This is a genomic window from Aeromonas popoffii, assembly GCF_037818705.1.
Classification (GTDB): Bacteria; Pseudomonadota; Gammaproteobacteria; order Enterobacterales; family Aeromonadaceae; genus Aeromonas; species Aeromonas popoffii.
The window spans coordinates 3,507,045-3,520,750 of sequence record NZ_CP149129.1; the positions used below are offsets into that span (position 1 = coordinate 3,507,045).

Genomic DNA, 13,706 nt, shown 5'->3' on the forward strand with positions numbered 1-13,706 from the left:
TAGCCTCGTTAACCAAAGTTCGGCACTATGTTCGCTTTTTGGATATTGGTGAAAGCCAACACGTCGTCCTTACCATCTACTGTCAGGGTGATCATGTCGCCTTGCACAGCTTTGATTACGCCTTTGAACTTGCGGCGGTTATTTGTTGCCATCCGCAGCTGCACCGCCGCCTCTTGGCCAACGTATTTTTCGAACTGGGCAACCTTGAACAGCGGACGATCCAGACCAGGGGAGGATACTTCCAGGAAGTATTCTTCTGTGATGGGATCCTCGACATCCATGATGGCGCCAACCTGATGGCTGACTTCAGCACAGTTCTCGACAGTCACACCATTCTCGCTGTCGATAAAGACACGCAAAGTGGAGTGGTTACCCGCGCGGATAAACTCAATACCCCAAAGTTCAAAACCCAAGGCAACGACCGGAGCCTCGAGCAGATCGGTCAAACGTTGTTCCAACGTAGCCAAAGTCACCCTCCGAAAAACAAAAAAAGGGCATAAAGCCCAGATAGAGATCGATTCAGAGTAAATCGCACATAACAAAAAGCCCCGATGTCAAATCGGGGCTTGGCGCTTTACCCTGATTGTCGCCTCGCAGCGACCGCCTTCCTGAGCGTAGGAAATGCGTGAAATTTGGTTGCGGGGGCCGGATTTGAACCGACGACCTTCGGGTTATGAGCCCGACGAGCTACCATGCTGCTCCACCCCGCGTCCGAAATCGTGCGAGATTATAGCCAGTTCATTCTCTTCACACAAGACTGACTGGCTATAATACACCCGGTTACCCGAGCTCACTACTTAATTGGTGCCGTGGGCGGGACTCGAACCCGCACACCCTAGAGCACTACCCCCTCAAGATAGCGTGTCTACCAATTCCACCACCACGGCAAAAACTCACTTATTCGGGAACGTCAGTGTCTTTCTTTACTGGCGCTTTTGTCTGCTCAACCTGCTGGGTTTGTTGCAGATTTTCCCATTCACTACCCTGTTTGACCTTGTTGCTGGACATAGATCCGAGCACCAGGCTAATCAAAAAGAACAGAGTAGCCAAAACAGCTGTTGTACGGGTCAGGAAACTGCCTGAACCACCGGAGCCGAATACGGTATTCGATGCCCCTGCGCCGAAGGAGGCGCCCATGTCAGCCCCTTTACCTTGCTGAATCATCACCAGACCAATCAGAGCCAGTGAAACCAGCAGATAAACGACTAAAAGAATTTCGTACATTTAACTTGCACCCTTTGCCGCTTCAACAATTCCTAAAAACGTCTTGTCATCGAGACTCGCTCCACCTATCAGGCCGCCATCAATGTCGGGCTGGGCAAACAAATCTCTCGCATTGGTCGGTGTCACGCTCCCACCATAGATGATTCTAACTTTCTCACCTATAACCGGAGTATCCTCCGCCAAGCGACCACGTATAAAGGAATGAACCTCTTGTGCCTGCTCGGGTGTGGCGCATTTACCTGTACCTACAGCCCAAATTGGCTCGTAGGCGATGATAGCATTATCGAAAGCCATCGCGCCATTTTTCTCTATGACAATATCCAGCTCTTCCGCGATCACCTCAAAGGTTCTTCTCGCCTGCCTCGCTGCACCCGACTCACCCAAACAGAGGATGGGGATCAAGCCTGCCGCTCTGGCTGCCGCAAACTTCTCTGCGACGATAAAGCTGGTCTCACCAAAGAGACGCCTGCGCTCGGAGTGCCCTACCAGTACGTAACGACACCCTGCCTCAACCAGCATCTCACACGAGACTTCACCCGTATAAGCGCCTTGTCGGTGCTGACTCACATTCTGAGCCCCCAACTTCATTACCTTTTGCTCGTTGAGCAGTACGGCCGTGAAGTCGAGATGCACATGGGATGGACACAAGACCACATCTACTTGCTCATCCATGCCTTTAAGGCATTGGCGAGTAAACTGCTCTAACTGCGACCTACTACCGTGTAACTTCCAGTTGGCTGCTACAAACGGCTTGCGATGTCCCATCGGCAACTCCCTTGCGAAAGCGGGGCTGATAATATCCAGAGGATTGTCAGCTGACAAGCGCTATTTTTGAATTTTCGAATCGTTTGAACAAGATACAACCAGGGCGGCTAAAAAGCCGCCCACTTTGTTCATTAAAACGCCGATTCGACCTGTTGAGCGATGCGTTGTGCCATGTCACGCACCTGCTGCTCATGCTCACCTTCCACCATGACCCGGATCAGGGGTTCGGTGCCGGATTTACGCAGCAGGACGCGGCCACGGCCAGCCAGCTCTTGTTCCACCTTGGCCACTTCCTGGTTGACGGCATCAGCCGCCAGCGGATCCTTGCCCTCGGCAAAACGGACGTTCACCAGTACCTGAGGGAACTTGCTCATGCCGGAACGCAACTTGGCCAGCGGCATCTCGGCGGTGCAGATGGCCATCAGCACCTGCAGGGCGGCGACGATACCATCACCGGTGGTGGTCTGATCCAGGCAGATGATATGACCGGAGTTTTCACCTCCGATACGCCAGCCTTTCTCGTTCATCATCTCCAGTACGTAGCGGTCACCCACTTTGGCACGGGCGAACGGGATCCCCAGGGTCTGCAGCGCCAGCTCCAGGCCCATGTTGGCCATCAGGGTACCGACGACCCCCCCCTTGAGGCGACCGTTGCGCAGCGCATCGCGGGCGATGATGTAGAGGATCTCGTCACCGTCGATGATGTAACCCGTGTGGTCCACCATCACCAGGCGATCGCCGTCACCGTCGAAGGCCACGCCTAGATCCGCTTTGCACTCCAGCACCTTGGCTGCCAGCGCCTCGGGAGCGGTAGAACCTACACCGTCGTTGATGTTAAGGCCATCAGGGCTGCAGCCGATAGCGATCACCTCGGCTCCCAACTCGCGGAAAACGGAAGGAGCGATGTGATAAGTAGCGCCATGGCCGCAGTCAACCACCATTTTCAACCCTTCCAGACTCAGATTGGAGGGGAAGGTGCTCTTGCAGAACTCGATATAGCGGCCAGCAGCATCCTCAATGCGCACTGCTTTGCCCAGCTCGGCAGACTCAACACACTGGATCTCGTGATCCAGCTCAGCCTCAATGGCCATTTCCACATCATCCGGCAACTTGGTGCCATCGGCGGAGAAGAACTTGATGCCGTTATCATAGAAGGGATTGTGAGAGGCACTGATCACGATACCCGCCTCTGCACGGAAGGTGCGGGTCAGATAGGCAACGGCCGGGGTAGGCATGGGGCCCATCAGTATGGCCTTGAGACCTGCAGCGGATAGACCCGCTTCCAATGCCGACTCCAGCATGTAACCGGAGATCCGGGTATCCTTGCCGATCAGCACCTTACGGGTGCCCTTCTTGGAGAGCACCTTGCCTGCGGCCCAACCCAGCTTCATCACGAAATCAGGGGTGATCGGGAATTCGCCAACCTTGCCGCGGACACCATCGGTACCAAAGTACTTTCTTGCCATTGTCTGTTCTCATTTTTTATTTGGATATGAAATCTTGTCCCGTCATTACCACCCAGGCGGCGCGCAGGGCATCCATGGTCTCTCGCACATCGTGCACCCGGATGATCCGGGCACCATGCTGCATCCCGATGAGCGCGCAGGCCAGACTGCCGGCCAGCCGTTCATCAACCGAGCGGCCAAGCAGGTTGCCTATCATAGACTTTCGTGACATACCGACCAAGAGCGGAAGCTGGTAATCGAGCAACTTCTCCTGCCAGGCCAGCAGTTGATAGTTGTGTGCCAGCGTCTTGCCAAAGCCGTAGCCCGGATCCAGCAACAGCTGCTGACGCCCTATACCAGCGGCCAGACAGGCGGCGATACGTTCATCGAAGAAGGCCCTCACCTCCCCCAGCAGGTCGTCATAGTGGGGTTCGGCCTGCATGGTTCTCGGCTGGCCTTGCATGTGCATCAGGCACACGGGTACGTCAGCTTCTGCGGCGGCGGCCAGGGCACCGGGTTCGAGCAAGGCCCGCACGTCGTTGATGAGATGGGCCCCAGCCTTGCAGCCTTCCCGTATCACGGCAGCCTTGGAGGTATCGAGAGAGATCATCACATCCAGCTCGGCGACCATCCGCTCGACCACGGGGATCACCCTGTCCAGCTCATCTTGCTCGCTCACGTCGGGGGCCCCCGGACGCGTCGACTCCCCCCCTATGTCGATAAGCGTTGCGCCGTCGGAGATCATCTGGCGAGCATGGTCCATGGCCCGGTCAATCTGATTGAAATTGCCACCATCGGAGAAGGAGTCAGGTGTCACATTGAGGATCCCCATCACATGGGGACGATCGAGGGAGAGGCTGAGCCCCTTGCTGGTTAGCTGCATCTTCGCTTCCATTTACATAAAGAAAAACCCCGGGACCAGCCCGGGGTTTGCATCATCACGATTTATTTGGTCGGCAGATCGTTGGCCTTGTCGATGTCGACATCCGCCACCGGCTCCACCTCGGTCACTGCCGGTTTGGCATCCGCCGCGACAGTGGCACCACCTTGCGGAGTATCGCCGCTGTGCTCGTCATGCCAGTTGCTAGGAGCACGCACCTCACGACGGGCCATCAGATCGTCTATCTGTTTGGCGTCGATGGTTTCGTACTTCATCAGCGCATCTTTCATGGTGTGCAACACATCCATGTTGTCCAGCAGGATCTGCTTGGAGCGGGCGTAGTTGCGATCAATGACCTGCTTGACCTCAGCGTCAATGACGCGCGCCGTGTCGTCGGACATGTGCTTGACCTTGGCCATGCTGCGACCGAGGAACACTTCACCATCTTCTTCCGCATAAAGCATGGGACCGAGACGCTCGGACATGCCCCACTGGGTGACCATCTTGCGGGCGATGTCAGTCGCACGCTCGATATCGTTGGACGCACCAGTCGATACCTTCTCGGCACCGTAGATCAGCTCTTCCGCCAGACGACCACCGTACAGGCTGGAGATCATGGACTCCAGGTGCTGCTTGGAGTGGCTCCAGCGATCCTGCTCGGGCAGGTACATGGTCACACCCAACGCACGACCGCGCGGTATGATGGACACCTTGTAGACAGGGTCATGATCCGGTACCAGACGACCAATAATGGCGTGACCCGCCTCATGGTAAGCCGTCATCTCCTTCTCGGAGTCTCTCATCACCATAGAGCGACGTTCCGCACCCATCATGATCTTGTCCTTGGCCTTCTCGAATTCAGCCATGGAAACCACACGACGACTCTCACGGGCGGAGAAGAGGGCGGCTTCGTTGACCAGATTGGCGAGATCAGCACCGGAGAAACCTGGGGTACCACGTGCAATCAGGGCCGCATTGACATCATCTGCCAACGGCACCTTGCGCATGTGCACCTTCAGGATCTGCTCGCGACCACGCACATCCGGCAGACCGACCACGACCTGACGGTCGAAACGGCCCGGACGCAGCAAGGCAGGGTCCAGTACATCGGGACGGTTGGTGGCGGCGATGACGATGATGCCTTCATGGCCTTCAAAACCATCCATCTCGACCAGCATCTGGTTAAGGGTCTGCTCACGCTCATCGTGGCCACCGCCGAGACCGGCGCCACGCTGGCGACCGACCGCATCGATTTCATCGATGAAGATGATGCAAGGGGAAGACTTCTTAGCCTGCTCGAACATGTCACGCACCCGGGAGGCACCGACACCCACGAACATTTCGACGAAGTCGGAACCCGAGATGGTGAAGAAAGGCACCTTGGCCTCACCCGCAATGGCCTTGGCCAGCAGGGTCTTACCGGTACCCGGAGGGCCAACCAGCAGTACACCGGTGGGGATCTTGCCACCCAGTTTCTGGAACTTGCTCGGATCGCGCAGATAATCGACCAGCTCTTTCACCTCTTCCTTGGCCTCATCGCAGCCTGCGACGTCGGCAAAGGTGGTCTTTATCTGCTCTTCGCTCATCAGACGAGCCTTGCTCTTGCCGAACGACATGGCACCCTTGCCGCCGCCGCCCTGCATCTGACGCATGAAGAAGACCCAGACACCGATCAGCAGTAGCATCGGGAACCAGGAGATAAAGATAGAGGTCAGCAAAGACGGCTCTTCCGGCTTCTCACCAATCACTTTGACATTGTGATTGAGCATGTCGTTGAGCAGCTGGGGATCCGGCGCCGGTATGATGGTGGTGAAGCGTTCACCGGTGCGCTTGACGCCATTAATGACCTTGCCATCCATCCGCACTTCACGGATCTGCTCTTGGGTCACTTCTCTAACGAAGCTGGAATAGTCCAGCTGGCGACTGGTGGTATCGCTGGGGCTGAAGCTATTGAACACCGACATCAACACGACGGCGATGACCAGCCACAGGATTAGGTTTTTCGCCATGTCACTCAAATCAATGACCTCGCAGACTGACAGTTAACGATGAAGGTTAGGGTACTACAGTTTAAAACCGGTAGCCACAATGTAGACTTCTCGTGAACGGGCACGAGACGAGTCTGGTTTACGAATCTTGACAGCAGAGAAAAGCTTACGAATTTCATTGAGATAGGCATCAAACCCCTCTCCCTGGAATACCTTCACCACGAAGCTGCCATTACTGCGCAATACTTGGTTACACATGTCGAGCGCCAGCTCGACCAGGTACATGGCGCGAGCCTGATCTACCTGCTGGGTGCCACTCATGTTGGGCGCCATATCAGACATGACTAAGTCTACCTTGTCCGGACCAACACGGGCCAGCAAAGCGCCGAGTACAGTTTCCTCCCGAAAGTCCCCTTGCAGGAAATCGACACCTGCAATGGGATCCATCGGCAAAATGTCACACGCGATGACCCGTCCATCGTCACCCACCTGCTCAACGGCAAACTGGGACCAGCCACCCGGGGCCGCCCCCAGATCCACCACTGTCATGCCGGTACGGAGCAATTTGTCCTTGCCCTGGATCTCATCAATCTTGAAAACAGCGCGGGAACGCAGCCCCAACTTCTGGGCTTTTTTGACGTATTGATCGTCGAAATGTTCTTTTAACCAGCGGGTTGAGCTGGGGGAACGTTTTTTCTGGGTCATGATTGTCGACTTTAAAAAACCACAAGGGTTATTAGTATTAAGGGCTAAGTGGGGGTAGAATACGCCCCTTTCAACCCTGACTTATGAAGAAATTGCCATGATTCTCAACAATAAACAGAAACAGTACCTCAAGGGCCTTGCCCACAGTCTGAAGCCCGTGGTCCTGCTGGGTCAACATGGTCTGACCGAAGGCGTACTGGCCGAGATCGATCTGGCCCTGAACTACCACGAGCTGATCAAGGTTAAGGTTGCGTCTGAAGATCGTGAGATGAAACAACTGGTTATGGATGCAATCGTCCGTGAAACCGGCGCGGTCAAGGTACAGAGTATCGGCCACGTGCTGACCATCTACCGTCAGGCCAACGAGCCGAAAATCCAACTGCCCCGCAAGTAACAGGAAAGAGCCTCGCTCTTTCCTTCATTTCTCTTCTTCCCAAGTCGCTTGCCAAAGTACTATCCAGGCCCTTAACCTGCGATGAATACTCGTGGACACTCCACTATGGATCACCATCCGATTCTCACCGAAGATGAACTGGCCATGTTACGGGACTTGGGGAGCAGTCAGGAGACGGCCGCCGGGCAATCCCTGAGCGGTTATCTCGCCACCCCCTTGCTCGAACTGCTGCAACGTGCCGATCAACTGGTGCTCGAAGCCCGTTTCGCCGGGCATCAACTCCGCTTTCCGCTGCGCTTCACCGAGGGAGACGATGGCTTTGTCGAACCGCGCATCGCTGCCCCCATCATCACGGAGCTGGGTTATCCCCATTTGCGCGCCTGGCGCCTCGACCAGGAGGCGCGCCTGAAGGTGGCCGATACCGAGTGTCTGGTGCACAGCTTGTCGCTGGACGGATTAGTGGTGGAGGGCTTGCCCACCGACCTGACGATCGGCGCCACCCTCAGTGGCACCCTGCTCATTAATGAACTGGCCCCGCTCCCCCTCTGCGCTGAGCTGGTCAGGCACATGCATCTACGCAATGGTGTACAAGGCTGGGCACTGCACTTCCAGATGGCCAAGCCGGATCTTGAGCAACTGAGCAGCTGGATGTTCCAGCGCCATCAGGATGCCTTCACCCAAGCCTACCAACCCCGCTAAATAGCAACAGGGGAGCCGGGCTCCCCTGTTTCAGACATCACCTCATATCAGAGGTAAGCGACGGCCAGAACCTCGTATTCCACGTCGCCGGCCGGCGTCTTGACGATGGCAACATCATCCACTTCCTTGCCGATCAGGGCACGGGCGATGGGCGAGTTCACCGAAATCATGTTCTGTTTGATGTCAGATTCGTCGTCACCCACGATACGGTAGACAACTTCCTCTTCCGTCTCGCTTTTCAGCAGGGTAACGGTCGCCCCGAAGATAATGCGACCATTGTTGGTAATCTTGGTGACATCGATTACCTGGGCATTGGAGAGCTTGCTCTCAATCTCCTGAATGCGGCCTTCACAGAAGCCTTGCTGCTCACGGGCGGCATGGTACTCGGCGTTTTCTTTCAGATCACCATGTTCACGGGCATCTGCAATCGCTTCGATAATCTGCGGACGAAGCTCGCTCTTCAGATAGTCGAGCTCTTGACGCAGCTTTTCAGCGCCGCGAACAGTCATCGGAGTATGATTCATAGTCGAAACCTGGGTTGCTTGAAAAGAGAAGCTGCGGCTATCAAAAAGAGCCGCAGCTATCGGTTCGGATGAGCCATCTTAATATGAAGCCAGCACAAAATCCATGTCAGTCCCTGCGAGCAGGATCGCGCTTTGCCATCGACACTACTTCTGCTCAGAGACCCCAATCGGGGCTGATACTGTCGGCTTGCCCTGCATGATGGCGATCTCCACGCGCCGGTTCATGCGCCGGTTTTCCGGGGTGGTGTTCAGTGCCAGTGGCTGGGAATCGGCCATGCCCTGCACCACCAGTCGCCCGCCATCGAAGCCGGGCACCTTGATCATCTGATGGGCAACCGCCACCGCACGCTGGGATGAGAGATCCCAATTCGATCGAAACAGCTCATTTTCGGTCGCTATGTTGTCGGTATGGCCCGACACGGTTATCTCACCTGGCACATCTTTCAACAAGCTGGCGACTTTGCGAATAACCGGCCAGAACTGGGGCTGCAGGAAGGCTGAACCGGCCGGGAAAGCCGCCCTTTCGCGGATCCGTATGATAATCTGCTGACCCAGCGCCTCCACCTCGATAGCGCCATCCTGGATCTGGGCCTTCATCTGCTCCGCCAACTCCTTGGCCAGGGCATTGGACTGCTCCTGCTGTTTCTGCGCCTCCTGTTGGGTGTCGCCCCCCACCAGTTTTTCTTCGCTCTTGTCATGACCTCCGGCCTGATCGGCGTCACCGGGCTGAAAGTCCAGCTCAGTCTGGGTCATGTCTATAGTCTGCTGCATGATGGTATCGATGGGGGTCGGTTCGGGGCGACCCGGCCTGAACTCGAGGGCGATGACAGAAGTTCCCTTGGGAATGTCTTTGACCTCCAGAATGTTCTGCACGCCGAACGCCTTCTCCATGGAACCGGCGATCTGCTTGAACTTCTGCACATCCATCTCGGCAAAGGAGAGCAGCAGCACGAAGAAGCACATCAACAGCGACATCAGATCGGCGAAGGTCCCCATGTAACCGGGTAGACCAGGTGGCGGACACTTGCACTTAGCCATGGGGATTACTCGCTGCCATTGTTGCGTTTGGACTGGTTCAGGTAATTTTGCAGCATGGACTGGATCACCCGCGGGTTCTGACCATCCTGAATGCCCATGATGGCGTCCAGCACCAGGCAGCGGCTCAACTGCTCTTCACCGCTGCGCAGCTCCAGCTTGTCGGCGATGGGGATAGCAATCATGTTGGCCTGAATGGCGCCATACAATGTGGTGAGCAAGGCCACGGCCATGGCTGGGCCTATGGATTTGGGATCGCTCATGTTGGCCAACATCGCCACCAGTCCCACCAGCGTGCCTATCATCCCCATGGCGGGCCCCAGATCACCTAGCGCACGAAAGACCTTGATGGCCAGGATGTGCCGATCAGCGGTGAGCTCGATGTCCTTTTCCATCACACCACGGATAACATCGGCGTCGTGCCCGTCCACCAGCATGTCGATACCTTTTTTCATGAAATCGTTTGGCACTTCGGCGGCTTCCAGCGCCAAGAACCCCCCTTTACGGGCCGAATCTGCCAGTTCAACCGCCTTGATGATGAGGTCGTCGAGCTTGTCACCCTTGTAGATGAACGCCTTGCCGGCCACCTTGAACGCCATCAGGAACTGACCGATGTTGAACTTCATCATACAGATGAAGAGGGAGCCCAGAATGGTGATGCAGACAGAAGGGATATCGATGTACATGCTCATGGGCCCCCCCAGTAGCATGCCGTACACCACGACCCCAAATCCCAGTACTATGCCAATCAGACTACCTAGATCCACATCCCTACTCCTGTCAGCTGAAATTTTTTTATCTGTAGTTTTTTGAATTTTCTGCTATTGGCTCATCAGCGGCAAGGGCCACCACGTTTTTCCTTGTTCACGAGATGGTTTATTATCGGCCACTTTTCCGAGAGTTTAAGCCGACCGCACTTTTCAGCCTCCCCCCTGCCCGTCGTCGATGTTAAGATAAGCCGTTTTTTTCAATCCCCGAGGATGAACATGGCCAGTAAAAAAATCGACCGCCTGAGTTTTGATGCCACTCTGGAAGAGCTGGAAACCATAGTTCATCAACTGGAACAAGGTTCCTTACCACTGGAAGAGGCGCTCAAACAGTTCGAACAGGGCGTTCATCTGGTGCGGGCTTGCCAGCAGAAGCTGGAACAGGCCGAACAGAAGATCCAGATCCTGCTGACTCAGGCCGATGGCACAGAGCAAGCAGTCCCCTTCCAGCCAGAGCAAGGAGAGGAATGAGTGACGCTGGACGATTTTTCCCGTCTGCATCGTCAACGTATTGACGACTGCCTGTCTGCACAACTTGAATCTTTGCCCGCCATGGCCCCGCGTTTGCGCGATGCCATGCACTACGGCCTGCTGCTGGGCGGAAAGCGAGTACGGCCCTTCCTGGTCTATGCCGTGGGCGAGATGCTGGGTGTCAAGAGCGAGCTGCTGGATGGCCCAGCCGCCGCAGTGGAGTGCATCCACGCCTACTCCCTGCTGCACGACGACCTGCCCGCCATGGACAACGACGACTTGCGCCGTGGCCAGCCGACCGTGCACAAGGCATTTGACGAAGGCACAGCCATCCTGGCCGGCGATGCCCTGCAGACCCTGGCCTTCGCCATTCTGGCCGACCATCCCCTGCCCGACCGGCTTCTGGCCAACCGGGTGCGGATGCTGAGTCGCCTCGCCCGCGCCTCCGGCTACCTCGGCATGTGTGGTGGTCAAGCACTGGATTTGCAGGCCGAAGGCCGCCAGATCAGCCTGTCCGAGCTGGAGCAGGTGCATCGCCACAAGACGGGCGCCCTGATCGAGTGCGCCGTGGCACTGGGAGCCCTGTGCAAGCCCGACGTGGACGACGCCACTCTGGCCGCGCTGCAAACGTACGCAGCCGCCATCGGACTGGCCTTCCAGGTGCAGGACGACATCCTCGACATCACGGGCGATACCGCCACCCTGGGCAAGCCGCAAGGCTCGGATCTGGCGCAGGAAAAGAGTACCTATCCGGCCCTGCTCGGACTCGACAATGCCCGTGAGCTGGCTCGCGAACTGCACGGTAAAGCCTTAACAGCCTTGCAATCTTTGCCCTACAATACCGACATTCTGGAAGCGTTTGCCGATTACATCATCGAGCGAACCCACTAAACGCTGGATAACAGTAACAATATGAGCGTTGATATAAGCAATTTCCCCAACCTGGCCCTCGCGGATACGCCGGTCGAGTTGCGATCCCTGCCGTTCGATCGGCTGCCCGTGCTGTGCAACGAACTGCGTGAATATCTGCTGCGTTCGGTGAGCCGCTCCAGTGGTCATCTCGCCTCCGGGCTCGGCACAGTCGAACTGACGGTAGCGCTGCACTACGTCTACAACACACCGTTCGATCGACTGGTGTGGGATGTGGGTCATCAAGCCTATCCCCACAAAATCCTGACCGGTCGTCGGGACCGGATGCAGAGCATCCGTCAGAAAGACGGCCTGCATCCCTTCCCCTGGCGCGGCGAAAGCGAGTATGACGTGCTCTCGGTCGGTCACTCCAGCACCTCCATAGGTGCGGCGCTCGGCATGGCCGTCGCTGCCGAGAGCGAGGGCCTGGGTCGCAAGGTAGTGGCCGTGATAGGTGATGGTGCCATCACAGCCGGGATGGCATTCGAGGCCCTCAATCACGCCGGCGATGTCCACAAGGACATGCTGGTGGTGCTCAACGATAACGAGATGTCCATTTCCGAGAATGTCGGGGCGCTGAACAACCACCTGGCCCGCATCATGTCAGGCAAGCTCTACACCAACATACGCGAGGGTGGCAAGAAGGTGCTGGCGGGCCTGCCTCCGGTCAAGGAGCTCGCCAAGCGGGCCGAGGAGCATCTCAAGGGCATGGTGGTGCCTGGCACCCTGTTCGAAGAGTTTGGCTTCAACTACATAGGCCCCATCGACGGCCATGACATCAATGCCCTGGTCGAGACCCTGCGCAACATGCGCAACCTCAAGGGACCACAGCTGCTGCACGTCAAGACCAAGAAGGGCAAGGGTTACGAGCCCGCCGAGAAAGATCCCATCGGTTATCACGGCGTGCCCAAGTTCAATCCGGACGAGTGCACCCTGCCCAAGGCGAGCGGCGGCAAGCCGAGCTTCTCCGCCATCTTCGGCCAGTGGCTGTGCGACATGGCAGCAAAAGACGAGAAGCTGGTCGGCATCACCCCCGCCATGCGCGAGGGCTCGGGGCTGGTCAAGTTCAGCCAGCAGTATCCGGATCGCTACTTCGACGTCGCCATCGCCGAGCAGCATGCGGTCACCTTCGCCGCTGGCCTCGCCATCGCCGACAAGAAGCCGGTGGTCGCCATCTATTCGAGCTTCCTGCAGCGCGCCTATGACCAGCTGATCCACGACGTGGCGCTGCAAGAGCTGCCGGTACTGTTTGCCATCGACCGGGCCGGTCTGGTGGGCGCCGATGGCCCAACCCATCAGGGGGCGTTCGACATCAGCTTCCTGCGCACCGTGCCCAACATGGTGGTGATGACGCCGTCCGACGAGAACGAGTGTCGCCAGATGCTCTACACCGGCTATCAGTGCAACCAGCCCGCGGCGGTGCGTTACCCCCGTGGCAGCGGCACAGGTATCGAGGTGCAGACCGAGATGCAGGCGCTGGTGCTCGGCAAGGGCCGTGTCATTCGCGAGGGCAAGGGCACCGCCATACTGGCGTTCGGCACCCTGCTGCAGCAGGCCAGGGCCGCCGCCGAGACGCTCGATGCCACCCTGGTGGACATGCGCTTCGTCAAGCCGATGGATGAGGCGCTGGTACTGTCGCTTGCCACCAGCCATGACCAGTTCGTGACCATAGAGGACAACGCCATCATGGGCGGTGCCGGCTCTGCGGTGAACGAGCTGCTGATGCGCAATAAGCAATGCAAACCGGTGCTCAATCTGGGCCTGCCGGATCGCTTTGTGGAACAGGGCACCCAGCAGGAGATCTATGCCCTGCTCGGTCTGGACGAGACAGGCATCCAGCGCAGCATCGAAACCTGGCTGCAAGCCTGACCTGCTGCGAGTTAAAGAGAAAACAAGAGAA

General features: G+C 57.1%; 15 protein-coding genes and 2 tRNA genes. 5 read left to right on the forward strand and 12 right to left on the reverse strand.

Translation table 11 applies throughout. The features are described 5' to 3' along the window. Positions 1–8 precede the first annotated feature (8 nt). From rimP to rlmE, 9 genes are all read right to left on the reverse strand, one after another. On the reverse strand, positions 9–467 hold the full coding sequence (gene rimP, locus WJM78_RS15970; RefSeq protein WP_042035804.1) for a ribosome maturation factor RimP: 459 nt from the start codon (positions 465–467) through the stop codon (positions 9–11). Between the two features lie 166 nt (positions 468–633). After that, positions 634–710 (reverse strand) — tRNA-Met (locus WJM78_RS15975). A gap of 92 nt (positions 711–802) precedes the next feature. Continuing rightward, positions 803–887, reverse strand: a tRNA-Leu gene (locus WJM78_RS15980). 10 nt (positions 888–897) lie between these two features. After that, a complete protein-coding gene (gene secG / locus WJM78_RS15985) occupies positions 898–1,224 on the reverse strand; it encodes a preprotein translocase subunit SecG (RefSeq protein WP_042035805.1) in 327 nt (108 codons plus the stop codon). Beyond that, a complete protein-coding gene (gene tpiA, locus WJM78_RS15990; protein ID WP_212513031.1) occupies positions 1,225–1,989 on the reverse strand; it encodes a triose-phosphate isomerase in 765 nt (254 codons plus the stop codon). It abuts the gene before it with no gap. 131 nt (positions 1,990–2,120) lie between these two features. Continuing rightward, positions 2,121–3,455, reverse strand: coding sequence for a phosphoglucosamine mutase (glmM, locus tag WJM78_RS15995; protein WP_042035807.1), 1,335 nt, complete (start codon positions 3,453–3,455; stop codon positions 2,121–2,123). A gap of 16 nt (positions 3,456–3,471) precedes the next feature. Beyond that, positions 3,472–4,317 carry a dihydropteroate synthase gene (folP, locus tag WJM78_RS16000; RefSeq protein WP_339010471.1) on the reverse strand — a complete coding sequence of 282 codons (846 nt, stop codon included), beginning with the start codon at positions 4,315–4,317 and terminating at the stop codon, positions 3,472–3,474. A 62-nt stretch (positions 4,318–4,379) separates the two neighbouring features. After that, complete coding sequence (gene ftsH / locus WJM78_RS16005; RefSeq protein WP_042035809.1) at positions 4,380–6,332, reverse strand: ATP-dependent zinc metalloprotease FtsH; 1,953 nt, start codon at positions 6,330–6,332, stop codon at positions 4,380–4,382. A 45-nt stretch (positions 6,333–6,377) separates the two neighbouring features. After that, positions 6,378–7,007, reverse strand: coding sequence for a 23S rRNA (uridine(2552)-2'-O)-methyltransferase RlmE (gene rlmE, locus WJM78_RS16010; protein ID WP_108536871.1), 630 nt, complete (start codon positions 7,005–7,007; stop codon positions 6,378–6,380). Positions 7,008–7,104: 97 nt separating this feature from the next. On the opposite strand from rlmE, the gene yhbY reads away from it, so the two are divergent. Both yhbY and WJM78_RS16020 read left to right on the forward strand, forming a co-directional pair. After that, entirely contained in the window at positions 7,105–7,401 is a 297-nt protein-coding gene (yhbY, locus tag WJM78_RS16015; RefSeq protein WP_042035811.1) for a ribosome assembly RNA-binding protein YhbY, read from the forward strand. Between the two features lie 105 nt (positions 7,402–7,506). After that, a complete protein-coding gene (locus WJM78_RS16020) occupies positions 7,507–8,100 on the forward strand; it encodes a PilZ domain-containing protein (RefSeq protein ID WP_212513033.1) in 594 nt (197 codons plus the stop codon). Positions 8,101–8,147: 47 nt separating this feature from the next. Here the strand turns inward: WJM78_RS16020 and greA are convergent, their stop codons facing one another. The 3 genes from greA to pomA form a co-directional block, all read right to left on the reverse strand. Next, positions 8,148–8,624 (reverse strand): transcription elongation factor GreA, encoded by a 477-nt coding sequence (greA, locus tag WJM78_RS16025; RefSeq protein WP_042035813.1) that lies wholly within the window; start codon positions 8,622–8,624, stop codon positions 8,148–8,150. 144 nt (positions 8,625–8,768) lie between these two features. Continuing rightward, the gene (locus WJM78_RS16030; RefSeq protein ID WP_042035814.1) at positions 8,769–9,662 is read right to left on the reverse strand and encodes a flagellar motor protein MotB; all 894 of its coding nucleotides are present in this window, start codon (positions 9,660–9,662) and stop codon (positions 8,769–8,771) included. A 5-nt stretch (positions 9,663–9,667) separates the two neighbouring features. Further along, positions 9,668–10,426, reverse strand: coding sequence for a flagellar motor protein PomA (pomA, locus tag WJM78_RS16035; protein WP_275929561.1), 759 nt, complete (start codon positions 10,424–10,426; stop codon positions 9,668–9,670). A gap of 219 nt (positions 10,427–10,645) precedes the next feature. Here pomA and xseB point away from each other — a divergent pair, with 219 nt between their 5' ends. Genes xseB through dxs form a run of 3 tightly spaced genes read left to right on the forward strand, consistent with a single transcriptional unit; the run spans position 10,646 to position 13,675 of the window. Continuing rightward, on the forward strand, positions 10,646–10,897 hold the full coding sequence (xseB, locus tag WJM78_RS16040) for an exodeoxyribonuclease VII small subunit (RefSeq protein WP_339010476.1): 252 nt from the start codon (positions 10,646–10,648) through the stop codon (positions 10,895–10,897). After that, a complete protein-coding gene (ispA, locus tag WJM78_RS16045; RefSeq protein WP_042035816.1) occupies positions 10,898–11,788 on the forward strand; it encodes a (2E,6E)-farnesyl diphosphate synthase in 891 nt (296 codons plus the stop codon). 21 nt (positions 11,789–11,809) lie between these two features. After that, entirely contained in the window at positions 11,810–13,675 is a 1,866-nt protein-coding gene (gene dxs, locus WJM78_RS16050) for a 1-deoxy-D-xylulose-5-phosphate synthase (RefSeq protein WP_339010493.1), read from the forward strand. Positions 13,676–13,706: the final 31 nt, after the last annotated feature.

Coding starts and splice junctions, on each gene's coding strand:
- dxs (WP_339010493.1), top strand. CDS start 11,810: ATGAGCGTTGATATAAGCAATTTCCCCAACCTGGCCCTCGCGGATACG.
- tpiA (WP_212513031.1), bottom strand. CDS start 1,989: ATGGGACATCGCAAGCCGTTTGTAGCAGCCAACTGGAAGTTACACGGT.
- WJM78_RS16020 (WP_212513033.1), top strand. CDS start 7,507: ATGGATCACCATCCGATTCTCACCGAAGATGAACTGGCCATGTTACGG.
- rlmE (WP_108536871.1), bottom strand. CDS start 7,007: ATGACCCAGAAAAAACGTTCCCCCAGCTCAACCCGCTGGTTAAAAGAA.
- greA (WP_042035813.1), bottom strand. CDS start 8,624: ATGAATCATACTCCGATGACTGTTCGCGGCGCTGAAAAGCTGCGTCAA.
- glmM (WP_042035807.1), bottom strand. CDS start 3,455: ATGGCAAGAAAGTACTTTGGTACCGATGGTGTCCGCGGCAAGGTTGGC.
- yhbY (WP_042035811.1), top strand. CDS start 7,105: ATGATTCTCAACAATAAACAGAAACAGTACCTCAAGGGCCTTGCCCAC.
- folP (WP_339010471.1), bottom strand. CDS start 4,317: ATGCAGCTAACCAGCAAGGGGCTCAGCCTCTCCCTCGATCGTCCCCAT.
- secG (WP_042035805.1), bottom strand. CDS start 1,224: ATGTACGAAATTCTTTTAGTCGTTTATCTGCTGGTTTCACTGGCTCTG.
- xseB (WP_339010476.1), top strand. CDS start 10,646: ATGGCCAGTAAAAAAATCGACCGCCTGAGTTTTGATGCCACTCTGGAA.
- WJM78_RS16030 (WP_042035814.1), bottom strand. CDS start 9,662: ATGGCTAAGTGCAAGTGTCCGCCACCTGGTCTACCCGGTTACATGGGG.